Source organism: Rhizobium brockwellii (assembly GCF_000769405.2).
GTDB classification, from domain to species: domain Bacteria; phylum Pseudomonadota; class Alphaproteobacteria; order Rhizobiales; family Rhizobiaceae; genus Rhizobium; species Rhizobium brockwellii.
In genome coordinates, this window is the sequence record NZ_CP053439.1 from 1,203,670 (window position 1) to 1,226,448 (window position 22,779).

The window sequence follows — 22,779 nt, forward strand, 5'->3', positions numbered from 1 at the left end:
CTGCTTATCCCCGGGACAAGCCTGCTTGTCCCCCTCAAGCGCGCTTATCCCGCCGCACGCTTGCTTGTCCGCCGCCTCAGCGGCCGAAAGCCTGCACCGGCAGTCGGGGGTTCGACTGCGCGGCGAGAAGCGCCACCCGGGCATTGGCCTGCAATTGTCCAGGTGTTGCGGCATCGGTGCTGAGCGCCACGCCGATCGAGATAGTGAGCCTGCCGGGACCGGCCTTGTCGGATGTCGCGAAGACCAGATTGTCCTCGACGGAGGCGCGCAGGCGTTCAGCGATCGTCATTGCATCCTGCATGCCGACATTGGAAAACAACAGGGCGAATTCGTCACCCTCGGTGCGGGCAATGAAATCGTTTTTCTTGATCGACTTTTGGAGGAGTCCGGCGAGCTTCTTCAGGAGCTTGTTGCCTGCCTGCGTGCCATATTTGTCGTTGAGATCGGTGAAATTGTCGATATCGACCATGATCAGCGCGCTGCCGGCGGCACCTTCTTCCCGCTCGTAGAGGTCGGCGATCGTCCGGTTCAGCGCAATGCGGTTCGGAAGTCCGGTGATCCTGTCGGCGATCGCAGCCGATTGCATCGCCGAAATACCGCGCTCCAGCGTTTCCAGCGTCTTGATATCGTCCTGCAGCTTCGCGCCGATTTCCATCTCCGCTGCAAGAACGGTCGAAAGCGAAGCCGTGAGGTAGTCGACCTCGCTGAGGAAGGCGGCAAGGCTCTGGTCGTCTTGGCCGGAAACGGATTTCAGGATCGTGCCGCAGGCGCGCGCAAAGGCGTTCCTGTGCTTCAGCCCTTCGGCAAGCCTTTCCGCCACGTCGCGCAGCATCCGGCTCGCCTCGTTTCGTGATGTCTCGCCCGCCAGCCCGCAATGGCCGACGAGGCGGTATTTCAGGCCGAGTTCGTCGAGCATCGGCTGCTGCGGCTGAGGGCCGAGTGCCGCAATATCCTGCGCAAGGCCGGCATTCAGCCCGACGATCGCCTCATGAAAGAGTTCGTAATTGCGCGGCAACGCGGCGACGTTGAGGCGCGCCATGTGCTGGGCGATTTTCTGAATATCCGCCATCGGCGCTGGGCGCGCAGCCTCGCGCGACACCAATGCGTTTGCGCTTGCATTCTGCATGACGATCCCTCGCGACCCGGCCTCATCTCTCACATCACGCTATGCCCGCAAGCTTTTAAGAGAGGCTGAATTTTCAACGGGGAAGCCCTGGATCGGCGGCAGAACCGGCAAAGGCGGTTAATTCAGTCTTGATGGCCAGAACATGATGCCGAAAAGTGTGAGCGGTTTTCCGGATGACATCATGTTCCAACTTTCTAATTCGGATCGGGCCTCACATCCACTCGCGGCCCTCGTTGCGCAGGAAGTAGATGAGATCAAGCATGAGGCTCGGCTTGCCGAGCGCCGTCAGCGTCATGTGGCACTGGCCGCGATGATGGGTCTGGTGGTTGAAGAAATGCGCGAGCGCCGCCGACAGAGGCTGGGTGATCTCGGCCGGCTGTACCACTGTTACATAGGTGAAGTTGGCGGCGAGGGTTCTCTCGTCCAGCATGCCTGTCCAGGCAATGATCCGCTCGTCCTCTGCTTTGCGGGCAGCGGCAAGCGCATCCCGATCTTCGAAGAGCACGGCATCAAGTGTCGTCGGCGCTTCGCCGGTGCCGGTGAAGCGCTTCATCCATATCCGGTCGGCGACAAGCAGATGATTGAGCGTGCGATGCAGCGAGCCGAAGAAGGCGCCGCAATCATTGCGGAACTCTGTATCGCTGAGTTCGGCCGCAGCCGCATAGACTTGCGTGTTGGCCCAGCGATTATAGGCGGCGAACATCCTGTAATGTCTGAGCATCCTGTCCCCTCCCGTGTCGTATCGGCAGTCTAGCCCGTTTCCCCAGAAAGCCGAGTGATGACGCCATGAAATTTCCTGATTTGATCGCAGCCGCTTTCTGTCGTCGAATGCATGGAGCTGCGATCTCGAAAGGACCGTTATGACCAGAGCCCTCTATTCCCTCTGCGGCGCCGACGAGCGGCGCTTCTTTTCGCCCCATTGCTGGAAGGCGGTGATGGCACTTGCGCACAAGGGGCTCGATTTCGAGGAGATTCCGACGACCTACGCCCGCATCCGCGCGATCGGCGGCGGCGTCTCGTCGATCGTGCCCGTTCTCGACGATAATGGCCAGCTGATCCCAGATAGCTTCGACATCGCCCTCTATCTGGAGGAGGCCTATCCCGAGCGGCCGTCACTGTTCAACGGCGAGGGCGGCAAGGCGCTGTCGCGGATGGTGGAAGGCTATTCGCAGATGATCATCCATCCGGCGATCATGCGCATCGCCCTTCTCGACATCCATGCGAACCTCGATGAGGACGACAAAGCCTATTTCCGCGAAAGCCGCGAAGCTCGGCTCGGCAAGCCGCTGGAAGTGGTTGCCGCCGACAGCGAGGCGGAGAAAGCCGCCTTCGGCGTCAAGCTGGAGCCGCTCCGGCACATGCTGAAGTTCCAGCCCTTCATCGGCGGGCAAACGCCGCTCTTTGCCGACTATATCGTCTTCGGCGCGCTGCAATGGCTGCGTGTCTCAGCGGGCCTTACTATGCTTGCTGCCGCCGATCCCGTCATGGCCTGGTTCGAACGCTGCCTCGATCTTCACCAAAGCCGCGGCAGGACTGTGACAGCGGCGTGAAATTGCCGTCTACCTCTTGTTTTCGGCCGTTGGGGCGGGTAAAGACCGCCCACTTTTCCCGAGAAAACAGAGGATTTGACTATGGCGATTGAACGCACCTTCTCGATGATCAAGCCGGACGCAACGAAGCGCAACCTGACGGGCGCCATCACCAAGATGCTCGAAGATGCCGGCCTGCGTGTCGTCGCTTCCAAGCGCGTCTGGATGAGCCGTCGCGAAGCCGAAGGCTTCTACGCCGTTCACAAGGATCGTCCCTTCTTCGGCGAACTGGTCGAAGGCATGACCTCCGGCCCGACCATTGTCCAGGTGCTGGAAGGCGAAGGCGCGATCCTCAAGAACCGCGAGATCATGGGCGCGACCAATCCGGCAAACGCTGACGAAGGCACGATCCGCAAGGTTCACGCTCTGTCGATCGGCGAAAATTCCGTTCACGGCTCGGATGCTCCGGAGACGGCTGCCCAGGAAATCAAGTACTGGTTCTCCGATACCGAAATCGTCGGCTGAGGCCACGCTTCGGCATTCGCCGGCAATGCCTTGAATTGACTCTCGAAAGCCGGGGCCTTGCTCCGGCTTTTTCCATGCATGTCTCTATGCCGGGCATTTGTCGGTATTCGAGAAATCGACGCTGCCGTCAGGCTTGAAGACCTCCGGGTTCTTGTCATAAAGCGCGCCGAGGACGAGCGGCTTGCTCGGCAGGACGGTCTGGTCGAGGTCGGACCGGAACTGCGTCTTCAATTCCTGCAACACCTTGCCGTCCTTGTCGACCAGCCGGACACTCACGGAATAGGGGCGGTCCTTGCGCACGCAGTGCAGTTTTTCGCTCTGCAGCGCGATCTTGTCGTCGATCGGGTAGATTTTCTGGTTCAGCACCAGCGGATCGCCTCCTTCAGGATTTTCAAATTCGGCGATGATGACCGAACCGTCGGGGATAGGCCCGGTCTTCTTCAGCGTCAGCAGATAGGTGGCGCTCGCCACCCGATAGTTGAAGACGAAGAGATGGCCGGTGACCTCGACCAGGTTTTCAGCCTGGCGCTGGCAGGCTGATAGCATCAGCCCGGCCACCAGAGCAATTCCAGCAAAAGTGCGCAGCGGTTTTGCGTCCGGAATTGCGGACAGACAGAAAGATAGAGCATTTCCGTGCCTCGCAGAGAAACGGAAATGCTCTGGCACCATCACGATCCAATGCTTTCTCATGGCGTCTCCTCCTTCTTGCGGCGATAGTGACGGTTCGCCTTGGCGCGGTTGCCGCAGACCGCCATGTCGCACCAGGCCCGGCTTCTGTTCTTGCTGCGGTCGATGAACAGCCAGCCGCAATTGCCGCAGATCTTCATGCGCTCCGGATCGGGCATGGCGATCAGCCGCAGCACCGAATGGGCGGTCGCCGCGGCCAGGCTGTCGGGGCCTGCGTTGCGTAATGTCTTCGCCAGCGCTTCCAGCAGCCTGGCCAGCAATTGGTCGTCGCCGCCATTCAGTATACGCTCGCGGAAATAGAGGTCGATTGTTTCCCGCAGCGCGATGAAATCCACTTCGTTTTCCACCGCCACCGGTGCGATGTCGCCGAAAAGGGCACGCTCGGCGCAGAACTCGGCCGCAGCGCTTGGAAAGCTCCGCATCTGCTCCCTGACCGCGAAGCGGTCGATCCGCCGCGTCGCATCGTGGCGCAGAACGACGCTGTTGACGACATCAAGCGCCAGTGCGCCGCCGGCAAAGCGATGAGGGGTCCAAGAAAAACTCATGATGAAATTATAACTGGTGAAATTGGTTTTACCAGTTATAATTTCGGTGACGCGGAGTGTCTGGAATGGCCTATCTTCTGCAGCAGCTGGCGAATGCGGTTCCGCTGGCGGCTCTTTATGCCGCGCTTGCCTTCGGTTATGCCGTCGCCTTCGGTGTGACGAAGCGGGCCGACATCACCTATGGGGCGATCTTTGCCTTCGCGGGCCAGATCCTGCTGCTCTTCACCGAACTCGCCTATGTCAGGTTTTGGCTGGTGCTGCCGGCCGCACTAGCCGTCGGGGCCTTCGCTTCCATCGTCTATTCGCTGGCGGCGGGCCTGTGGATCGGTCGCTCGATCATGCTGCCGCTGGTCAACAAATCGCCGAATACGGTCATCGTCGCTGCCCTCGGCATCATGATCGTGCTGATGGAGACCGCCCGGCTTGCTGCCAATACCCGCTCTATCTGGCTGCCGCCGTTTCTGAACGAAACGGTCGTCTTCTGGAGCGACGGCCTGTTCAAAGTTACACTCACCCATATCCAGCTGATCAACACGGTACTGATGTGCGCCATTGTCGCTGTGGGTACGCTGATCCTCAGGCGCACGGCGTGGGGCCGCGTCTGGCGCGCCGTCACCGATGATCCGCTGGCAGCCGAACTCTGCGGCACCAGCGCCGACCGCGTCTTTCTCGCTGCCTATGCGGCCGCCGCCCTCGTCGCCACCATCTGCGGCATTCTCGCCACCTTCTATTACGGCTCGATGGATTTCGGCGCCGGCCTGATGTTCGGGCTGAAGGTGCTGCTGATCGCAGCCGTCGGCGGCTATTCCGATCCGCTGCGCTCGGCAGGTGGCGCCGCCGGGCTTGCCGTCGTCGAAACCATGTGGGGCGCTTACGGCCCCTTCGTCTGGCGGGATCTGGTCATCTTTTCGCTGCTCGTCCTGCTCTTGGTCATGAGCCGCCGGGAGCGCGTGGTGCTCTAATTATTTCCACTTGTCGCGCGCCGCATCGTCGGCGTCTTTCGCCGCGACCCAGTCGCCGATGGCGCCATCCCGCGCATGCTCCTTCTTCCAGAAGGGGGCTGCGGTCTTCAGGAAGTCCATGACGAAATTGGCGCCGTCGAACGCCGCCTGCCGGTGCGGCGCGGCTGCGACGACGAGCACGATATTCTCGCCTGCGGCGATCTTTCCGTAGCGGTGGATGGCGGTGACACCGAGCAGCCCGAAACGCTGGATGGCAAGATCGCCGATGCGCCGCATCTCCGCTTCCGCCATGCCGGGATAATGCTCGAGTTCGAGGGCAACAAGCGTCCCGCCTTCATCGCGGCAGAGGCCGGAAAAGGTGACGACGGCGCCGATGCCGGGTTTGCCTTTGGAGAGCAGATCGACCTCGGCCTGCAGGTCGAAATCCTCATGCTGGACGCGGATGGTGGGGGTGATGGTCACGACAAACGCCTGTGCTGCTTTGAGGTCGTAGCGGAGGCTATAGTGAGGGCGTGCCGTGCCACCCCCCCTCTGCCCTGCCGGACATCTCCCCCACAAGGAGGGAGATTACGGGCGGCTTGACCATCGTGCCCATCTACAGTTTTGCCGGGCTGCGACGTTGATTGCTTGGGGAAGTTCGTACTCCCAGCCAATCTCCCTCCTTGTGGGGGAGATGTCCGGCAGGACAGAGGGGGGTAGCGACACGGCACCACCATCACCGCATCATCCCCCCGTCATCGGCGGAAATATACCGATCTCTTTCGCCCCTGATATCGGCTCGTCATGCTCGACATGCTCCATGTCGAGCGCCACGCGAATCACGTCGGGATATTGAAGTGCGGTCTCATATTCTTCGCCCAGCGTCTTCAAATGATTCAGAAGATCGGCGACGGTGACGACGGAAGAGGGGAGATCGATCTCCTCTTCGCCCTTGCCGATGCGCTCGCGCACCCATGCGAAATAGACAAGCCGCGTCATTCCTCGTCATCCACGATATGTTTCACGCCGGCGCGAAAATAGTCGTAGCCGGTATAGATCGTCAGCAGTGCGGCGATCCACAGCAGCGCGATGCCGGTCTGCGTCGTATAGGGGAAAACCTCGTCGCCGGCCGGGCCGGCGAGCAGGAAGGCGATGGCGACGAGCTGCAGCGTCGTCTTCCATTTGGCGATCCGCGTCACCGGTACGCTGACCTTCAGCGCCGCCAGATATTCGCGCAGTCCCGACACCAGGATCTCGCGGCAGAGAATGGTGATCGCCGCCCAGATCGACCAGCCGGCGATCGTTTGATCGGCCGCGACCAGAAGAAGGATCGAAGCAACCAGCAGCTTGTCGGCGATCGGATCGAGCATGCGGCCGATATTCGACGTCTGGTTCCAGATGCGAGCGAGATAGCCGTCGAGGAAATCGGTGAGCGAGGCGATGACGAAGATCCACAGCGCCACCCAGCGCGCCGTGTTGCTGATCGACAGCCTGCCCTCGATGAAGAAGCAGAGAACGATCAGCGGTACGGCGAGGATGCGGCCGTAGGTCAGAAGATTGGGAATGCTGTACGCACGCGATGCCATGGGATCGTTTCTCTGAATTGATGCGCCGCTTCAGCGCCGCGCGTCTTTTCAGGCGCGCAAAGGACGCTGTAACACCTTAGAATATCCGCATCGAGCTTTCCGAAAGTCGATTCCGATTTTCGGGCCGATGCGGTAGATGACGGCTTTGGCCGCGGACCGTCAACATTCTTTCTGTCTTTTCACCGCCTTTGCGTGGAATTTGCGACGGACGCCGGTTATTTCGCGGCGTCGTCATGGAAATGATTATAGACCTGCTTGGCGACGGCTTCCGATATGCCTTCCACCGCCATCAGGTCGGACAGGGCGGCGCGCGAAACCGCCTTTGCCGTGCCGAAATGCTGAAGCAGCGCGCGTTTACGCGACGGGCCGATGCCGCCGATCTCGTCAAGCGGGTTCTTGATCATTTCCTTCTTGCGCCGTGCCCGGTGCGAGCCGATCGCGAAACGGTGCGCCTCGTCGCGCATGCGCTGGACGAAGTAGAGCACCGGATCGCGCGGCGGCAGCGTGAAACTCTCGCGTCCCGGCGGGAAGAAGCGTTCGCGCCCGGCATCGCGGTCGACGCCCTTGGCGATGCCGATCGCCGTCACGCTGTCGGTGATGCCGAGTTCGGCAAGGATGGCGCGCACCGCCGTCATCTGCCCCTGGCCGCCGTCGATGAGGATCACATCGGGCCAGGCGGGGAAGGGCATGTCGGCTGTATCGGGCGTGGCCACCTGCGCCGTCCGGTCAGGAATGCCGTCCTCCTTGATCAGCCGCGAGAACCGCCGCGTCATGACCTCTTTCATCATGCCGAAGTCGTCGCCGGGCGTGATGTCGGTCGATTTGATATTGAACTTGCGGTACTGGTTCTTGACGAAGCCTTCCGGCCCCGCGACCACCATGCCGCCGACCGCATTGGTGCCCATGATATGCGAGTTGTCGTAGATCTCGATGCGCTGCGGTGCATAGGCAAGCCCGAACGTTTCCTTGAAACCTTCGAGCAGCCGCGACTGCGACGCCGTCTCCGCAAGCTTTCGCCCATGCGCCTCGCGTGCATTGCCGACGACATGGTCGACCAGATCCCGCTTCTCGCCGCGCTGCGGTACCAGGATCGAAACCTTGTGGCCGGCCTTTTCGCTGAGTGCGGCGGCGAGCAGCTCCAGCTCCTCGACCGTCTGCGACAGCATGATCTGCTTCGGCACCGGCTTGTCGTCGTAAAACTGCGCCAGGAAGGAATTCAGCACCTCGGCGCTCGAAAGCTGCGGATCGGCCTTCGGGAAATAGGCGCGGTTGCCCCAGTTCTGGCCGGTGCGGAAGAAGAACACCTGGATGCAGGAGATGCCGCCCTCATGATGGATGGCGAAAACGTCAGCCTCCTCGACTCCAACAGGATTGATACCCTGATGGCTCTGCACATGCGACAGTGCGGCCAGGCGATCGCGATAGATCGCCGCCCGCTCGAAGTCGAGGTCCTCGGCCGCCTGGTTCATGGCCTCGGCCATATGCGATTTCACCTTCTGGCTCTTGCCGGACAGGAAGTCCTTCGCCTCCTGGACCAGTTCGCCGTACCCCCCATCGCTGACCTCGTGGGTGCACGGCCCGGAACAGCGCTTGATCTGGTAGAGAAGGCAGGGCCGCGTGCGCGTTTCGAAGACGCTGTCGGTGCAGGTGCGGATCAGGAAGGCGCGCTGCAGCGAGTTGATCGTCCGCCCGACCGCGCCGGCCGAGGCGAAAGGTCCGAAATAATCGCCCTTTCGCGCTCTCGCACCGCGATGCTTGAAGATCGCCGGCGCCCGGTGGTCGCCGGTGATGAGGATATAGGGAAAGGACTTGTCGTCGCGCAAAAGCACGTTAAAGCGCGGCCGCAAGCGCTTGATCAGATTCGCTTCCAAGAGCAGCGCTTCAGTTTCCGTGCGCGTCGTCACGAATTCCATGTTCGCCGTCTGGCGCACCATCTGGGCGATGCGGTTGGAATGCACGCGGCCGACGGCGTAATTGTTGACGCGCTTCTTCAGGCTGCGTGCCTTGCCGACATAGAGCACGTCGCCCTCGGCATTGAACATGCGGTAGACGCCGGGGCTGTTCGGCAGCCGCTTGACGAATTCGCCGATCAGTTCCGCGCCGATAAGCCCGGTTTCATTCAGGCTGCCCGCATTCCAGTCGACCGCAGCCGCAAGCGGCACGGCGACGGAAGCGTCGCCTTCCACCTCGATATCGTCTTCGCTCTCATCCGTCTCGTCGTAGAGAACTCCGCCATCCGGCAGCTTTCGTCCGTTCATTCCGTAATCTCCGCCACATCGGGCGTCTGCCAGGCGAGGTGCTGGCCGCCGTCGAGGGCAATCATCTGGCCGGTGATCGAGGGCGTGTCGTAAAGGAAGCGAATCGTTTGTCCGAATTCCTCCAGCGCCGGCCCTCGCTGCAAGATAAGGGCTGAGACCTGCGCTTGGAAGTCCTCCATCGCCTGCCGCTCGCTCGGCATCGACGGGCCGGGGCCGATGGCATTGACGCGGATGCGTGGCGCCAATGCCTGTGCAAGCGTCTGCGTTGCCGTCCACAGCGCGGATTTGGAGAGGGTATAAGAATAGAAGCTGGGCCTCAGCGCCCAAACCCGCTGGTCGATGATATTGACGATCAGCCCCGCTGCCTCAGCCGGCATCTGCTGCGCGAAGGCCGCCGCAAGGATAGAGGGCGCACGGACATGCAGGTCGAAGTGCAATGCCCATGTGGGGGCATTGAAACTACGCGCGGAATCATGCTGAAAGACAGACGCATTATTGACGAGCAGATCGAGCGGCCCGAGCGCTTCCGACGCCTTCGCGACCAACGCGCCCGTTTCGCCGATATCGGTGAGATCGGCCTGCAGGGCGATCGCTCGATATCCCTTCCGCCGCAATTCCGCCACCAGCTCTTCGGCCTCACCGATGGAGCCGTTCGCGTGGATCGCAACGGAAAAGCCATTTGCAGCAAGGTCTTCGGCGATTGCTCGGCCTATTCTTTTAGCAGCCCCTGTTATAAGGGCCGAGCGAAGTCTTTTGTGGTTCAAAATCGTGCCTTCTGATCCCGCGAGTCTGTCTGCAGACTATATAGGGGCCGACGGAGATTATATAAATAGGCCGTTGCGGTTGCGTCGGGGAGGGGGATATTCTATGTATTATTTAAGAATGCGATTTCTTAAAATAAGTATTTTAAGTTTAACACTTCAGTAGGGTTAATGAAGTGTATGTTGCGCTAAAGCAACATCGAATTTCAGCCATGCGGCAGCCACAATGATATCACAATTTGGCTCTTTCAAATCCGCATTTGAGTTCCAATTTCAGTCTCGATCCGGAAGGGACATCTGGCAATATCCCGCCAATGCTTCACTGATAGACAGATGACAAGCGGCGCGGGACTGAAAGGAGATTAAGTATGCGTGTACTCATTGCTGGCCTCATGGCCTCCGTTTTTGCAATTGCGGGCGTCTCGGCAGCTCAGGCGGCCGATGCCGTCGACCAGATTCCGGAAGCACCGGTCGCCCAGGACGCTCCAGTTAAGCCGGCAGGCAACTGGGAAGGCTTTTATCTCGGCGGCGCCGGCACCTACAACATGGGTGACTTCGGATCTGACCGCCACACCTACGGTTTCGGCGGCCAGGTCTTCACCGGTTACAACTGGCAGCAGGGCCAGATCGTTTACGGCGTTGAATCCGATCTCGGCTACAGCGGCGACGACGTCTCCTCAGGCGGCGTCAAGAACAAGTATGGCTGGAACGGCTCCGTCCGTGGTCGCGTCGGCTACGACATGAATCCCTTCCTGCTCTACGGCACGGCCGGTCTTGCCATCGGCGACGTCAAGGTTTCCGACGGCACCTCGGACGAAAGCAAGACGAACTATGGCTATACGGTCGGCGCCGGCGTCGAAGCCTTCGTGACCAACAACATCACGACGCGCCTGGAATATCGCTACACCGATTACCAGAGCAAGGACTACGACCTCGACTCCGGCAGCTTCTCGCGCGGTTACGACGAGAACAGCGTCAAGCTCGGTATCGGCGTCAAGTTCTAAGCTGGTCGAATATCCGAACATGGAAAAGCCGGGCACGTCGCCCGGCTTTTTGCTGTCCGCATGTTGTTTCCGGGCGCTCAACCCTCAGACTTGAGCTCGCTATGGGCCGGGAATTTCTTGTCGAACTGCCGCTGCCAGTCGATCAGCGGCGCATGATCGGCTTCCCACTGGTCCTTGAAGCGCAGCTTGAGATAATCGAGCGTCGCGGCCAGCGCGAAATGTCCGCCATTGAGCTTCTTGCCTGTTTTCGGCGGATTGGCGCTGAGATGAGCGAGCCCGCTCGTCGCCTTCTTCCACTGCCGGTCTATCCACGGCTGGTGAATTTTTTCCTCGTCGCGGAAGCGCCGCTCATAGACGATCGCCAGCAGGCAGTCGCAGATGCCGTCGCAAAGTGCTTCGAGGATTTCCGCATCCGTGCGCTTGCCGTTCTTCGAAGGGTAGAGCCCGCCCTTCGTCAGCCGGTCGAAATAATGCATGATCGCCACGCTGTCATATATCGAGACCCCGTCATTGGTCAGCAGCGTCGGGATCTTGCCGAGCGGATTGTTGTCCACCAGGATCGCCGGTCCGGTATTGGTGTCGACCCGGATGGCGTTCAGCTCCAGCCCCAGAAAATGCGCGGCCATCCGCACCTTGTTGGAATAGGGCGAGGCGGGCGAGCAAAGGAGCTTCATGGGAAACCTGATCAGATTGTGGAGCTGCGGCGCGGACTATTCCTGAAGCAGCTTAACGGGTCAATCGTCCTTGACCGCCTTGCTCTCGCCGCGCAGCCAGAAGGCGCGGTGCGAGGCAAAACGGTCTTGCGCCAGATGGTCCTTCAATGCGGGCAGCAATTGGTGCAACTCGTCCTTCAGCGTGAAGGGCGGGTTGACGATGACGAGGCCTGAGCCCGTCAGTCCGGTAATGCCGCGGTCGCTGCGGACGGCAAGTTCGGCGCAGAGCATTTTCGGGATGTCGAGCGCCTGCAGCGTCTCGTGGAATTCCTTGATCGGCGCGCCCTTCTTCAGCGGATACCACAGGCAATAGGTGCCACCGGGAAAGCGCCGATAGGCCTTTTCCAGTCCCTCGGCCAGGCGCTGATATTCATCCTCTTCCTCGAAGGGCGGATCGACGAGCACGATGCCGCGCTTCTCCTTTGGCGGTAGATGCGCGCCGAGCGCCAGCCAGCCGTCGAGCTCGGTGATGCGGGCATGGTGATCGCCCTCGAACAGCCGGTGCAGCCTGACATAGTCCTCGGGATGCAGTTCCATCGCCGACAGCCGGTCTTGCGGCCGGAACAGCATGCGCGCAAGTTTCGGCGATCCGGGATAGAAGCGGATGCCGCCCTGCGGGTTGAGTTCGCGGATTGCCGAGAGGTAGGGCTCCAGCAGTTCGGAAACCTGAGAGCCGAGGTCTGCCTCCATCAACTTGCCGATGCCATCGACCCATTCGCCGGTTTTCTGCGCCTCTTCGGAGGAAAGATCGTAGAGCCCGATGCCGGCATGCGTGTCGAGCACGCGGAAGCCGCCATCCTTTTTCTGCATGTAGCGGATCAGCCGAGTGAGCACGGCATGTTTCAGCACATCGGCAAAGTTGCCCGCGTGATAGATGTGGCGGTAGTTCATTTTTGCTGATGTCCGTATGAATTCGCGTCATGGGGAATTTTTGTGGCTTTTGGCCGTGCAAGCCTTGGAATATACAAATGCCATGAACATTGCGACCCCCATCCACGCCAAATCAGAAAAGCCGGACAACAGGGTGGGCCACACGGCCTGTCCGCATGACTGTCCCTCCACCTGCGCGCTGGAGGTCGATATATCAGAGGATGGCCGCATCGGCCGTGTGCGCGGCGCCAATGACCATTCCTACACATCAGGCGTCATCTGCGCCAAGGTCGCCCGTTACGCCGAGCGGCTCTACCATCCCGACCGCCTCATGCATCCGCTGCGCCGCACCGGCGCCAAGGGGGCAGGGCACTGGCAGCAGATTTCCTGGGACGATGCGCTGGATGAGATCGCCGAAGCCTTTGTGAAGGCCGAGGCAAGGGACGGCAGCGAGGCGATCTGGCCCTATTTCTACGCTGGTACCATGGGCTGGGTGCAGCGCGATTCGATCGATCGCCTGCGTCATGCCAAGCGTTACTCCGGCTTCTTCTCCTCGATCTGCACCAACCCCGCCTGGACCGGCTTCACCATGGCGACCGGCACGCTGCGCGGTCCCGATCCGCGCGAGATGGGCCGCACCGATTGCGTCGTCATCTGGGGCACCAACGCGGTGTCGACGCAGGTCAATGTGATGACCCACGCCATCAAGTCGCGCAAGGAGCGCGGCGCGAAGATCGTCGTCATCGACATCTACGACAATCCGACGATGAAGCAGGCCGACATGGCGTTGATCGTCAGGCCGGGCACCGATGCCGCACTCGCTTGCGCCGTCATGCACATCGCCTTCCGCGACGGTTACGCCGACCGCGCATACATGGCGAGATATGCCGATGATCCCGAGGGTCTCGAAGCGCATCTTAAAACCAAGACGCCGCAATGGGCCGCCGCCATCACCGGCCTTTCGGTCGAAGAGATCGAAGCCTTCGCCAGCCTCGTCGGCACGACGAAGAAAACCTTCTTCCGCCTGGGCTACGGCTTCACCCGCCAGCGCAACGGCGCAGTCGCCATGCATGCGGCCGCCTCGATCGCCACCGTTCTCGGCTCCTGGCAATATGAAGGCGGCGGCGCCTTCCATTCGAACAGCGATATCTTTCGCTTGAACAGCGCCGAACTGACCGGCCGGTCGATGAAGGATGCCGATATCCGCATGCTCGATCAGTCGCAGATCGGCCGCGTGCTGACCGGTGATGCCGTGGCGCTGCGCCATCGCGGGCCGGTGACAGCGATGCTGATCCAGAACACCAATCCCGCAAACATCGCCCCCGAGCAGCGCCTCGTCAGACGCGGCTTTGCCCGTGACGATCTTTTCGTTGCCGTCCACGAGCAGTTCATGACCGAAACGGCTGAGATCGCCGATATCGTCATCCCCGCGACGATGTTCGTCGAGCACGACGACATCTACCGCGCCGGCGGCCAGAACCATATCCTGCTGGGGCCGAAGCTGGTCGAGCCACCGCCAACCGTGCGCACCAATCTCTTCGTCATCGAGGAACTGGCCAAACGCCTCGGCGTCGCCGATCGCCCCGGCTTCGGCTTCACCGCCCGCGAGATGGTCGACCGCATCCTCGAATCGAGTGGCCTGCCGGATTACAATCATTTCCTCGAACACAAATGGTTCGATCGCCAGCCTGCTTTCGAGGAAGCGCATTACCTGAACGGTTTTGCCCATCCGGATGGTAAGTTCCACTTTCGCCCGGACTGGATCAATCAGCCGGCGCCGAACAAACCGCCGGCCGCGATCGGCGCACTCGGTCCGCACGCAGCGCTTCCGGCCTTCCCCGATCAGGTCGATGTCATCGAAGTCGCCGATATCGAGCATCCCTTCCGTCTCGCCACGTCGCCGGCCCGCAATTTCCTGAATTCGAGCTTTTCCGAGACCAAGACCTCCCGCCAGAAGGAGGGCCGCCCTGAAGTGATGATCAATCCGGCCGACGCCGAAGCCAAAGGCATCACCCATGGCGATCTTGTCCGCATCGGCAACAGTCGCGGCGATCTGCGCATCCACGCCCGCATCACCACCGAAGTGAAATCGGGCGTGCTGATTGCCGAGGGTCTCTGGCCGAACAAGGCGCATGTCGACGGCGAGGGCATCAACGTCTTGACCGGCGCCGACCCCGTCGCACCCTACGGCGGCGCGGCCGTCCACGACAACAAGGTCTGGCTTCGCAGGGACGCAGCATGACCCAGCCGAAATCCCGGGTGAAGATCGCCGGCGAGGAAACCCTGTCGAATGGGTGGACGCGGCTGAGCAGCTACCTCCTCGACTATATCGACCGCAAGGGCGCAACCCATCGGTTGAAGCGGGAAGTCTACCACCGCACGCCGGCCGCCTGTATCCTGCTTTATGATCCCAGGCGCGATGTCGTGGTTCTCGTCCGCCAGTTCCGCCTCGCCGTTCATCTCAACGGCGATCCCGCCTGGATGATCGAGGTGCCGGCCGGCCTTCTCGACGACGACCATCCGGAAGCGGCGATCCGTCGCGAGGCGATGGAGGAGACCGGCTATCGCCTGCGCGATGCGCGCTTTCTGTTCAAATCCTATACTTCACCGGGTGCAGTCACCGAAGTCGTGCATTTCTTCGCAGCCCTCATCGACATCGCTGATCGCGTGGCTGAAGGCGGTGGCCTGGAAGAGGAACACGAGGATATCGAGGTCCTCGAAATCCCGCTCGACGAGGCTGCGGCGATGATCGAAACCGGCGAAATCTTCGACGCCAAGACGATCATGCTTCTGCAATGGGCGCTGTTGAACAGGGCAAATCTGACGGCGTGAATCTGCGAGGCGGGCGCATCGGGTCATTTCCAAAGCGCAACTTTCCGCTTTAAGATGATACGTCGCGAAATTTCATACGACTGTCACGAAGCAGTTCTATGCGCTGCGGTTTGTCAATCATCGGATGCGGTCAGGAGAAAGCCCATGTGGCTCAGCAATTTCACCCTCGTTCTCCCAAACGAGGTGGTGAGTGAAGGTTCCGTGCGTGTTGAGGGTGGCGTCATCGCGGAGATCCGGCCGGAGCCGGTCGCCGGTGCTGCCATCGATGGCGGCAGACGGCTGCTGATGCCGGGATTCGTCGATCTCCACGGCGACATGATCGAGCGCGAGATCGCCCCGCGGCCGAACGCGACGATGCCGATCGATTTCGGCATCCACGAACTCGACAAGAAGCTTGCCGCCGCGGGTGTCACGACGGCGTTTGCCGCCGTCTCCTTTGCGACCGAAAGCGTCTACGGCCACGTCCGCTCGCTGGAGACGACATCGGCGGTGATCGAAGGCATCAACCGCCTGCGTGATGATCTGCTGATCGACCACCGCGTCCACGCTCGTTACGAGATCACCAATGTCGGCGCAGCGCCTGCACTCGAACGCCTGCTGAATGCCGATCAGATCGACATGGTTTCGCTTACCGACCATACGCCGGGTCAGGGCCAGTACAACAACCTGCAAAGCTACATCCGTAGCATCTCCGAGCGCCGCGCCATCTCCGAGGAAATGGCGGCGGAGATCGTCGCCAAGCGCATCGCCATGCGCAACAATGCTGACATCGAGGCCAAGCTGAAGGAGATCGTCGCGCTGTCGCTGAAGCACAAGCTGTCGCTTGCCTCGCATGACGATGACAGCGTCGAAAAAGTCGCCGAGATGCACGATCTTGGCGTCACCATCAGCGAGTTTCCGGTCACTGCGCCTGCGGCCGAGGAGGCGCGCCGCCGCGGTCTCTGGACGCTGATGGGCGCGCCGAACGCGCTGCGCGGCCAGTCGATGTCGGGCAATCTCAGCGCGCTGGATGCCGCAAGGGCCGGCCTGTTGAGCGTCATCGCTGCCGATTATCATCCGGCTGCCTTCGTGCCCGGCATCTTCAAGCTTGCCGACATGGTGGAAGGCGGCCTGCCGGCAGCCGTTGCCATGGCGACCGGCAATGCGGCCCGCTCCGCCGGCCTGTCGGATCGCGGCGAGATCGCCGTCGGCCAGCGCGCTGATCTTGTCGTGGTCGAGCCCGGCGATGTCCACCGGATCCGCGCGACGTTCCGCGCCGGCCGCTTCGTCTACAGCGACGGCACGCTGCATCCGTTAAGGGCGTTGGCGGCTTAAGCGCGGTCGCCGATCAGCGAAATAAGCTGGGTCTTGGGTGCGGCGGTCGAAGCCTCCGCGCCGACGGCCTTGCCGCCTTCCATCGTCACACGGCCTTCGGCAAAGAGCCGCAAGGCTTGCGGATAGATCTGGTGTTCGATGGTGAGCACACGCGCGGCAAGGCTTTCGGCCGTGTCGCCAGAAAGAACAGGTACGGCTGCCTGGCCGATCACCGGCCCCTCATCCATGCCTTCGGTGACGAAATGCACTGTGCAGCCGGCAATCCGCATGCCGGCGTCGATCGCCCGCTGATGGGTGTGCAGGCCGGGAAATAGCGGCAGCAGGGAAGGGTGGATGTTGAGCATCCGGCCTTCGTAACGCTGGATGAAGGTCGCCGTCAGCAGCCGCATATAGCCTGCCAGGCAGAGAATGTCGGGCGAAAGCTCATCGAGCGCCGAAAAGATCGCCGCCTCATGCGCATCCTTGCTGGCATAGTCCTTACGGGGAAAGGCAAAGGTGGCAATACCTTCGGCGGCGGCCTTGGCAAGCCCGCCGGCATCCGTGTTGTCGGAGATCACCCCGACAATCTCGGCCGGGTAGTCGGCTGCCTTCGCCGCCGCAACCAGCGCCATCATGTTGGAGCCGCTGCCTGATATGAAGACGACGGCGCGTTTGCGCGGCGAGCTCATATGGCAAGCGTGCCCTTGTAGACCGTGCCGGCAGCGCCTTCGTCGCGGGCGATCATGCGGCCGAGCGTGATAACTGTCTCGCCCTCGGCTTCGAGTGCCGCGGAAACCGCCGCGACGTTCTCACCGGCGACGACGGCGATCATGCCGACGCCGCAGTTGAAGGTGCGCAGCATTTCCTTGGATTCGACGCCACCCGTCTTGGCGAGCCATGAAAACACCGGCGGCACCTGGACGGCGGCAAGATCGATCTCTGCCGCCAAATGCTTCGGCAGCACGCGCGGAATATTTTCCGGGAAGCCGCCGCCGGTGATGTGCGCCAGCGCCTTGATGGCACCGGTCTCGCGGATCGCCTTCAGAAGCGGCTTCACATAGATGCGCGTCGGCTCGAGCAGCGCTTCGCCAAGCTTCCTGCCTTCGGCAAACGGTGCGGCGGCACTCCAATCGAGGCCGGACAATTCGACGATCTTGCGCACCAGCGAGAAGCCATTGGAATGGACGCCGGAGGAGGCAAGGCCGAGGATCACGTCACCCTCGGCGATATCGCCTGATGGCAGGAGCTTGCCGCGTTCGGCCGCACCCACGGCAAAACCGGCGAGATCGTAGTCGCCGGAGGAATACATGCCGGGCATTTCGGCCGTCTCGCCGCCGATCAGCGCGCAGCCGGCCTCGCGGCAGCCGGCGGCAATGCCGCCGACGATGGCCGCACCTTGGTCGGGGTCGAGCTTGCCGGTCGCGAAATAATCGAGGAAGAACAGCGGCTCGGCGCCCTGCACTACGAGATCGTTGACGCACATGGCGACCAGGTCGATGCCGACGGTGTCGTGATAGTCGGCATCGATTGCGATCTTCAGCTTGGTGCCGACGCCGTCATTGGCGGCGACGAGAACCGGATCGGTAAAGCCTGCGGCCTTGAGGTCGAAGAGCCCGCCGAAGCCGCCGATCTCGCCGTCGGCGCCGGGACGGCGCGTCGAGCGCACCGCCGGCTTGATCTTCTCGACGAGGAGGTTTCCGGCATCGATGTCGACGCCTGCGTCGCTATATGTCAGGCCGTTTTTCCCAGACTGGCTCATGCTGGTCTCCGATGGCTATTTCAGGCGGCAAACGTGCCGCGTCATCTGCCGGTCGCAATTGCATGACAGGGGCTTTTATGCAAGCGCTGCATGGCAAAAGCCCCCAATTTCCCGCGTCTTCCTCCGGCCTTTCGGGGATTTGGCGCGACAGGGTTGACCATCTTTGCGCCTGCATCCTATGTGCTGAATGGCCGCTTCGGATCGGATGCGGCGTTTGGCGACGGCGAGTGATCAGCGGGGAAGCGATGCCACAGCATGTCAGCGGCAACAGTCTCAAGCGTCAGATTTTCTTCTGGCTGGTAGTGCTCGTCTTCTTCATCGTCTTCCTTTATGTCTTCAGCTCGATCCTGCTGCCCTTCATCGCCGGCATGGCGATTGCCTATTTCCTTGATCCGGTGGCTGACCGGCTTGAACGCCTGGGACTGAGCCGCATGATGGCGACCATCGGCATTCTCGTCGCCTTCGTCATCGTCTTCACGCTTGCGCTGATGATCCTCATTCCGGTGCTCATCAGCCAGTTCAACGATTTTGCTCAGCGTCTGCCGGGTTATATCAGCCAATTACAGCAGTTCATCACGCAGGCGCAGAATTCGCTGCTGCCAGACTGGGTCGAGAACCAGATGGGCGCGATCAAGGACAATCTCTCCGGCATCCTGTCGGAGGGCATGGGCTTCCTCACCGGGCTCTTTGCGCAGATCTGGAATTCCGGCAAGGCGATCGTCGACGTCATATCGCTGCTCGTGGTCACCCCCGTCGTCGCCTTCTACATCCTGCTCGATTGGGACCGCATGGTCGCCAAGGTCGATCAGTGGATCCCGCGCGATTATGTCAGCGATGTTCGCCAGATCGCCAAGGAGATCGACCAGGCGATTGCCGGCTTCATCCGTGGCCAGGGCTCGCTCTGCCTCATCCTCGGCATCTATTATGCTGTTGGTCTTTCTCTCGTCGGGCTGAATTTCGGCCTGCTGATCGGCCTCTTCGCCGGCATGATCAGCTTCATTCCCTATGTCGGCTCGATGGTCGGTCTCGTGCTCGCCATCGGCGTGGCGCTTGTGCAGTTCTGGCCCGATTATCCCTGGATCGGCCTGGTGCTCGTCGTCTTCTTCAGCGGTCAGTTCCTGGAAGGCAACATTCTGCAGCCGAAGCTCGTCGGCTCCAGCGTCGGCCTGCATCCGGTCTGGCTGATGTTTGCGCTGTTTGCCTTCGGCGCGCTCTTCGGTTTCGTAGGGCTTCTGGTCGCCGTGCCGGCGGCGGCGGCCGTCGGCGTCCTTGTTCGTTTCGCGCTTTCACGCTACCTTCAGAGCGATCTTTATTTTGGCGGGTCGCCAAGTGGCCGCGCCCGGAAGACGAAATCAGTTCCCAATGAATGACGTGAAAAACGCTGATCCGAAGCACAAGGCCGGAGAGCAGCTGCCGCTGGTCTTTTCGCACGATGCCGCAAGCGGGCGCGACGACCTGCTCATCTCGGAACGTCTTGCCGCTGCCGTTTCGATCGTCGATGCTTGGCCGGCATGGCCATCGCCGGTCGTCGTGCTCGCCGGTCCCGTCGGTTCGGGAAAATCGCATCTCGCCCGCATCTGGCGGGAATTAAGCGGCGCCGTCGACATCCATCCCGAACTTGGCTCGGACGCCGCGGTTGCCGCCGCTGCCGGCCCGGTGCTGTTCGAGGACGCCGACCGCCTCGGCTTCGACGACAATGCACTCTTCCACGTCATCAACAGCGTGCGCGAAAACGGCACCAGCCTGTTGATCACCAGCCGCCTCTGGCCGATGTCGTGGCCGGTTTTGCTGCCCGATCTGCGCTCGCGCCTGAAAGCGGCAACCGTCGTCGAGATCGGCGAACCCGATGAGACGCTGTTGTCGCAGGTGATCGTCAAGCTCTTTGCCGACCGGCAGCTTTATATAGATGATAAACTCGTGCTCTATATCGTTGTCAGGATGGAGCGGTCGCTGAACGCGGCCCAGACGATCGTCGAAAGGCTTGACCGGCTGGCCCTGTCGCGGGGCACGAAAATCACCCGGTCTCTTGCTGCCGAAGTATTGAATGAATTGGGAAATTCGGAACCGGCCGATTGACTGTCACAGTTCCGTCGTCAAACTGATATAATTGCCTTTGCGGTTGATAACGGGGTAAGCGGACCATGGATAGTGCAGTCGCAGAACAGCAGGAACTTACTCCTGAGATCAACGATAACGTCCCCCCGCTGGAAGAGCTGCTCAAGAGCCCCGAACGCTTCATCAACCGGGAATTCTCCTGGCTGCAGTTCAATCGCCGTGTTCTGGAAGAGACTTTGAATACCGAGCATCCGCTGCTCGAGCGCGTCCGCTTCCTGTCGATCTCCGCCGCCAACCTCGATGAATTCTTCATGGTGCGTGTCGCTGGCCTCGAGGGTCAGGTGCGTCAGAACATCGTCATCCGCAGCCCCGACGGCAAGACGCCGGCCGAGCAGCTCGACTCGATCCTGCAGGAGATCGACCATCTGCAGATGGAGCAGCAGGCCTCGCTCGCCGTGCTGCAGCAATATCTCGCCAAGGAAGACATCTTGATCGTGCGTCCCGGCGCCTTGAGCGATGCCGACCGCCAATGGCTGGCCGCCGAATTCGAACAGGCGATCTTCCCGGTGCTGACGCCGCTATCGATCGATCCCGCCCATCCGTTCCCGTTCATTCCGAATCTCGGCTTCTCGATCGGTCTGCAGCTGGTCAGCAAGAACGGCCGCGAGCCGATGACGGCGCTGCTGCGCCTGCCAGTGGCGCTCGACCGCTTCGTTCGTCTGCCGGATGATGGAAACACCATTCGCTACATCACGCTGGAAGATGTCGCCAACATCTTCATCCATCGGCTCTACCCGGGTTACGAGGTGCAGGGCTCCGGTACGTTCCGCGTCATCCGCGACAGCGATATCGAAGTCGAGGAAGAGGCCGAGGATCTCGTCCGCTTCTTCGAAACAGCGCTGAAGCGGCGCCGTCGCGGCAAGGTCATCCGCATCGAGACCGACTCGGAAATGCCGGCGTCGCTGCGTCAGTTCGTCGTTCAGGCGCTCAATATCCCTGATAATCGCGTCGCCGTTTTGCCAGGCCTTTTGGCATTGAACACCCTGTCCGAGATCACCAAGGCGCCGCGCGAGGATCTCAGGTATGCGCCCTACAATGCGCGATTTCCCGAGCGCGTCCGCGAGCATGCCGGCGACTGCTTCGCCGCCATTCGCGAAAAGGACATGGTCGTCCACCACCCCTACGAATCTTTCGACGTGGTGGTCCAGTTTCTGCTCCAGGCTGCGCGCGATCCTGATGTCCTGGCGATAAAGCAGACGCTTTATCGCACCTCCAACGACAGCCCGATCGTCCGCGCGCTAATCGACGCCGCCGAAGCCGGCAAGTCGGTGACGGCGCTGGTCGAGCTCAAGGCCCGCTTCGACGAAGAGGCGAACATCCGCTGGGCGCGCGATCTCGAGCGTGCCGGCGTGCAGGTCGTCTTCGGCTTCATCGAGCTCAAGACCCACGCCAAGATGTCGATGGTCGTTCGGCGCGAGGAAGGCAAGCTGCGAACCTATTGCCACCTCGGAACGGGCAACTACCACCCGATCACCGCGAAGATCTATACCGATCTTTCCTATTTCACCTGCAATCCGGTCATCGCCCACGACATGGCTAATATCTTCAACTTCATCACCGGCTACGGCGAACCGGAGCAGGGCATGCAGCTTGCGATCTCGCCCTATACGATGCGCCCGCGCATCCTGCGCCACATCGAGGAAGAGATCCAGCACGCCAGGAACGGTGCGCCGGCGGCGATCTGGATGAAGATGAACGCGCTTGTCGACCCCGACATCATCGATGCGCTCTATCGCGCCAGCCATGCCGGCGTCGAGATCGATCTCGTCGTGCGCGGCATCTGCTGCCTGCGCCCGCAGGTGCCCGGCCTTTCGGAAAAGATTCGCGTCAAGTCGATCGTCGGCCGCTTCCTCGAGCACAGCCGCATCTTCTGCTTCGGCAACGGCCACGGCCTGCCGTCCGACAAAGCGCTGGTTTACATCGGCTCGGCCGACATGATGCCGAGAAACCTCGATCGCCGCGTCGAAACCATGGTTCCGCTGACGAATCCGACCGTTCACGAGCAGGTCTTGTCACAGATTATGCTCGGCAACGTGATTGACAATCAACAAAGCTACGAGATATTGCCCGACGGTACGTCGCGACGCATGGAAGTGCGCAGGGGCGAAGAACCGTTCAATGCGCAGCAGTATTTCATGACCAATCCGAGCCTGTCGGGCCGTGGTGAAGCTCTGAAATCCAGTGCGCCGAAGCTGATCGCCGGCCTGCTCGAAGGCCGCAACAACAAGTAATACT

Annotated in this window: 23 protein-coding genes; 10 read left to right on the plus strand and 13 right to left on the minus strand. The window is 61.2% G+C overall.

Translation table 11 applies throughout. The features are described 5' to 3' along the window. Window positions 1-76 precede the first annotated feature (76 nt). Both RLCC275e_RS06120 and RLCC275e_RS06125 read right to left on the minus strand, forming a co-directional pair. Window positions 77-1,126 (minus strand): GGDEF domain-containing protein, encoded by a 1,050-nt coding sequence (locus tag RLCC275e_RS06120; RefSeq protein WP_033180424.1) that lies wholly within the window; start codon window positions 1,124-1,126, stop codon window positions 77-79. A gap of 211 nt (window positions 1,127-1,337) precedes the next feature. Beyond that, the gene (locus tag RLCC275e_RS06125) at window positions 1,338-1,847 is read right to left on the minus strand and encodes a DinB family protein (RefSeq protein ID WP_033180423.1); all 510 of its coding nucleotides are present in this window, start codon (window positions 1,845-1,847) and stop codon (window positions 1,338-1,340) included. 139 nt (window positions 1,848-1,986) lie between these two features. Here RLCC275e_RS06125 and RLCC275e_RS06130 point away from each other — a divergent pair, with 139 nt between their 5' ends. Both RLCC275e_RS06130 and ndk read left to right on the plus strand, forming a co-directional pair. Further along, window positions 1,987-2,676, plus strand: a complete 690-nt coding sequence (locus tag RLCC275e_RS06130) for a glutathione S-transferase family protein (protein ID WP_003558228.1) — start codon at window positions 1,987-1,989, stop codon at window positions 2,674-2,676. Window positions 2,677-2,757: 81 nt separating this feature from the next. Next, entirely contained in the window at window positions 2,758-3,180 is a 423-nt protein-coding gene (gene ndk, locus RLCC275e_RS06135; protein ID WP_003547097.1) for a nucleoside-diphosphate kinase, read from the plus strand. 84 nt (window positions 3,181-3,264) lie between these two features. Here the strand turns inward: ndk and RLCC275e_RS06140 are convergent, their stop codons facing one another. Both RLCC275e_RS06140 and RLCC275e_RS06145 read right to left on the minus strand, forming a co-directional pair. After that, window positions 3,265-3,726, minus strand: a complete 462-nt coding sequence (locus tag RLCC275e_RS06140) for a hypothetical protein (protein ID WP_050516802.1) — start codon at window positions 3,724-3,726, stop codon at window positions 3,265-3,267. Between the two features lie 140 nt (window positions 3,727-3,866). Next, window positions 3,867-4,412 (minus strand): CGNR zinc finger domain-containing protein, encoded by a 546-nt coding sequence (locus tag RLCC275e_RS06145; RefSeq protein WP_130707446.1) that lies wholly within the window; start codon window positions 4,410-4,412, stop codon window positions 3,867-3,869. Window positions 4,413-4,477: 65 nt separating this feature from the next. Here RLCC275e_RS06145 and RLCC275e_RS06150 point away from each other — a divergent pair, with 65 nt between their 5' ends. Next, on the plus strand, window positions 4,478-5,374 hold the full coding sequence (locus RLCC275e_RS06150) for a branched-chain amino acid ABC transporter permease (RefSeq protein ID WP_033180420.1): 897 nt from the start codon (window positions 4,478-4,480) through the stop codon (window positions 5,372-5,374). Here the strand turns inward: RLCC275e_RS06150 and RLCC275e_RS06155 are convergent, their stop codons facing one another. From RLCC275e_RS06155 to RLCC275e_RS06175, 5 genes are all read right to left on the minus strand, one after another. Beyond that, window positions 5,375-5,836, minus strand: coding sequence for a molybdenum cofactor biosynthesis protein MoaE (locus RLCC275e_RS06155; RefSeq protein ID WP_033180419.1), 462 nt, complete (start codon window positions 5,834-5,836; stop codon window positions 5,375-5,377). A 261-nt stretch (window positions 5,837-6,097) separates the two neighbouring features. Next, a complete protein-coding gene (moaD, locus tag RLCC275e_RS06160; RefSeq protein ID WP_012756855.1) occupies window positions 6,098-6,352 on the minus strand; it encodes a molybdopterin converting factor subunit 1 in 255 nt (84 codons plus the stop codon). After that, a complete protein-coding gene (gene pgsA, locus RLCC275e_RS06165) occupies window positions 6,349-6,939 on the minus strand; it encodes a CDP-diacylglycerol--glycerol-3-phosphate 3-phosphatidyltransferase (protein WP_033180418.1) in 591 nt (196 codons plus the stop codon). The genes moaD and pgsA overlap by 4 nt, the downstream gene beginning before the upstream one ends. A 215-nt stretch (window positions 6,940-7,154) precedes the next feature. After that, on the minus strand, window positions 7,155-9,197 hold the full coding sequence (uvrC, locus tag RLCC275e_RS06170) for an excinuclease ABC subunit UvrC (protein ID WP_033180417.1): 2,043 nt from the start codon (window positions 9,195-9,197) through the stop codon (window positions 7,155-7,157). Continuing rightward, entirely contained in the window at window positions 9,194-9,961 is a 768-nt protein-coding gene (locus RLCC275e_RS06175; RefSeq protein WP_033180416.1) for an SDR family oxidoreductase, read from the minus strand. The genes uvrC and RLCC275e_RS06175 overlap by 4 nt, the downstream gene beginning before the upstream one ends. A 365-nt stretch (window positions 9,962-10,326) precedes the next feature. Here RLCC275e_RS06175 and RLCC275e_RS06180 point away from each other — a divergent pair, with 365 nt between their 5' ends. Continuing rightward, window positions 10,327-10,962: an outer membrane protein gene (locus tag RLCC275e_RS06180; RefSeq protein WP_003558244.1), complete on the plus strand. Its 636-nt coding sequence runs from the start codon at window positions 10,327-10,329 to the stop codon at window positions 10,960-10,962. A 77-nt stretch (window positions 10,963-11,039) separates the two neighbouring features. On the opposite strand, the gene RLCC275e_RS06185 is transcribed toward RLCC275e_RS06180, so the two are convergent. Together RLCC275e_RS06185 and RLCC275e_RS06190 are read right to left on the minus strand one after the other, a co-directional pair. Beyond that, a complete protein-coding gene (locus tag RLCC275e_RS06185; protein ID WP_033180415.1) occupies window positions 11,040-11,636 on the minus strand; it encodes a glutathione S-transferase in 597 nt (198 codons plus the stop codon). A gap of 60 nt (window positions 11,637-11,696) precedes the next feature. Next, complete coding sequence (locus tag RLCC275e_RS06190; protein WP_033180414.1) at window positions 11,697-12,566, minus strand: 23S rRNA (adenine(2030)-N(6))-methyltransferase RlmJ; 870 nt, start codon at window positions 12,564-12,566, stop codon at window positions 11,697-11,699. A gap of 16 nt (window positions 12,567-12,582) precedes the next feature. Here RLCC275e_RS06190 and RLCC275e_RS06195 point away from each other — a divergent pair, with 16 nt between their 5' ends. From RLCC275e_RS06195 to RLCC275e_RS06205, 3 genes are all read left to right on the plus strand, one after another. Continuing rightward, on the plus strand, window positions 12,583-14,787 hold the full coding sequence (locus RLCC275e_RS06195; protein ID WP_033180413.1) for a molybdopterin-containing oxidoreductase family protein: 2,205 nt from the start codon (window positions 12,583-12,585) through the stop codon (window positions 14,785-14,787). Further along, window positions 14,784-15,377, plus strand: a complete 594-nt coding sequence (locus RLCC275e_RS06200; RefSeq protein WP_033180412.1) for an NUDIX domain-containing protein — start codon at window positions 14,784-14,786, stop codon at window positions 15,375-15,377. The genes RLCC275e_RS06195 and RLCC275e_RS06200 overlap by 4 nt, the downstream gene beginning before the upstream one ends. Before the next feature lie 144 nt (window positions 15,378-15,521). After that, window positions 15,522-16,691 carry an alpha-D-ribose 1-methylphosphonate 5-triphosphate diphosphatase gene (locus RLCC275e_RS06205; protein WP_033180411.1) on the plus strand — a complete coding sequence of 390 codons (1,170 nt, stop codon included), beginning with the start codon at window positions 15,522-15,524 and terminating at the stop codon, window positions 16,689-16,691. Here the strand turns inward: RLCC275e_RS06205 and purN are convergent. Together purN and purM are read right to left on the minus strand one after the other, a co-directional pair. Continuing rightward, a complete protein-coding gene (gene purN, locus RLCC275e_RS06210; RefSeq protein WP_033180410.1) occupies window positions 16,688-17,359 on the minus strand; it encodes a phosphoribosylglycinamide formyltransferase in 672 nt (223 codons plus the stop codon). The genes RLCC275e_RS06205 and purN overlap by 4 nt on opposite strands. After that, window positions 17,356-18,429 carry a phosphoribosylformylglycinamidine cyclo-ligase gene (purM, locus tag RLCC275e_RS06215; protein WP_130681928.1) on the minus strand — a complete coding sequence of 358 codons (1,074 nt, stop codon included), beginning with the start codon at window positions 18,427-18,429 and terminating at the stop codon, window positions 17,356-17,358. The genes purN and purM overlap by 4 nt, the downstream gene beginning before the upstream one ends. A 245-nt stretch (window positions 18,430-18,674) precedes the next feature. On the opposite strand from purM, the gene RLCC275e_RS06220 reads away from it, so the two are divergent. The 3 genes from RLCC275e_RS06220 (at window position 18,675) to RLCC275e_RS06230 (ending at window position 22,775) form a co-directional block, all read left to right on the plus strand. Continuing rightward, a complete protein-coding gene (locus RLCC275e_RS06220) occupies window positions 18,675-19,799 on the plus strand; it encodes an AI-2E family transporter (RefSeq protein WP_033180686.1) in 1,125 nt (374 codons plus the stop codon). Further along, the gene (hdaA, locus tag RLCC275e_RS06225; RefSeq protein WP_033180409.1) at window positions 19,792-20,505 is read left to right on the plus strand and encodes a DnaA regulatory inactivator HdaA; all 714 of its coding nucleotides are present in this window, start codon (window positions 19,792-19,794) and stop codon (window positions 20,503-20,505) included. The genes RLCC275e_RS06220 and hdaA overlap by 8 nt, the downstream gene beginning before the upstream one ends. A gap of 65 nt (window positions 20,506-20,570) precedes the next feature. Beyond that, window positions 20,571-22,775: an RNA degradosome polyphosphate kinase gene (locus RLCC275e_RS06230; RefSeq protein ID WP_012756866.1), complete on the plus strand. Its 2,205-nt coding sequence runs from the start codon at window positions 20,571-20,573 to the stop codon at window positions 22,773-22,775. The last annotated feature ends 4 nt before the right edge of the window (window positions 22,776-22,779 follow it).

Bases quoted from the DNA above. Each gene is read 5' to 3' on its own strand.
- RLCC275e_RS06120 (WP_033180424.1), bottom strand. From the start codon at position 1,126: ATGCAGAATGCAAGCGCAAACGCATTGGTGTCGCGCGAGGCTGCGCGC.
- RLCC275e_RS06125 (WP_033180423.1), bottom strand. From the start codon at position 1,847: ATGCTCAGACATTACAGGATGTTCGCCGCCTATAATCGCTGGGCCAAC.
- RLCC275e_RS06130 (WP_003558228.1), top strand. From the start codon at position 1,987: ATGACCAGAGCCCTCTATTCCCTCTGCGGCGCCGACGAGCGGCGCTTC.
- ndk (WP_003547097.1), top strand. From the start codon at position 2,758: ATGGCGATTGAACGCACCTTCTCGATGATCAAGCCGGACGCAACGAAG.
- RLCC275e_RS06140 (WP_050516802.1), bottom strand. From the start codon at position 3,726: ATGCTATCAGCCTGCCAGCGCCAGGCTGAAAACCTGGTCGAGGTCACC.
- RLCC275e_RS06145 (WP_130707446.1), bottom strand. From the start codon at position 4,412: ATGAGTTTTTCTTGGACCCCTCATCGCTTTGCCGGCGGCGCACTGGCG.
- RLCC275e_RS06150 (WP_033180420.1), top strand. From the start codon at position 4,478: ATGGCCTATCTTCTGCAGCAGCTGGCGAATGCGGTTCCGCTGGCGGCT.
- moaD (WP_012756855.1), bottom strand. From the start codon at position 6,352: ATGACGCGGCTTGTCTATTTCGCATGGGTGCGCGAGCGCATCGGCAAG.
- pgsA (WP_033180418.1), bottom strand. From the start codon at position 6,939: ATGGCATCGCGTGCGTACAGCATTCCCAATCTTCTGACCTACGGCCGC.
- uvrC (WP_033180417.1), bottom strand. From the start codon at position 9,197: ATGAACGGACGAAAGCTGCCGGATGGCGGAGTTCTCTACGACGAGACG.
- RLCC275e_RS06180 (WP_003558244.1), top strand. From the start codon at position 10,327: ATGCGTGTACTCATTGCTGGCCTCATGGCCTCCGTTTTTGCAATTGCG.
- RLCC275e_RS06185 (WP_033180415.1), bottom strand. From the start codon at position 11,636: ATGAAGCTCCTTTGCTCGCCCGCCTCGCCCTATTCCAACAAGGTGCGG.
- RLCC275e_RS06190 (WP_033180414.1), bottom strand. From the start codon at position 12,566: ATGAACTACCGCCACATCTATCACGCGGGCAACTTTGCCGATGTGCTG.
- RLCC275e_RS06195 (WP_033180413.1), top strand. From the start codon at position 12,583: ATGAATTCGCGTCATGGGGAATTTTTGTGGCTTTTGGCCGTGCAAGCC.
- RLCC275e_RS06200 (WP_033180412.1), top strand. From the start codon at position 14,784: ATGACCCAGCCGAAATCCCGGGTGAAGATCGCCGGCGAGGAAACCCTG.
- RLCC275e_RS06205 (WP_033180411.1), top strand. From the start codon at position 15,522: ATGTGGCTCAGCAATTTCACCCTCGTTCTCCCAAACGAGGTGGTGAGT.
- purN (WP_033180410.1), bottom strand. From the start codon at position 17,359: ATGAGCTCGCCGCGCAAACGCGCCGTCGTCTTCATATCAGGCAGCGGC.
- purM (WP_130681928.1), bottom strand. From the start codon at position 18,429: ATGAGCCAGTCTGGGAAAAACGGCCTGACATATAGCGACGCAGGCGTC.
- RLCC275e_RS06220 (WP_033180686.1), top strand. From the start codon at position 18,675: ATGCCACAGCATGTCAGCGGCAACAGTCTCAAGCGTCAGATTTTCTTC.
- hdaA (WP_033180409.1), top strand. From the start codon at position 19,792: ATGAATGACGTGAAAAACGCTGATCCGAAGCACAAGGCCGGAGAGCAG.
- RLCC275e_RS06230 (WP_012756866.1), top strand. From the start codon at position 20,571: ATGGATAGTGCAGTCGCAGAACAGCAGGAACTTACTCCTGAGATCAAC.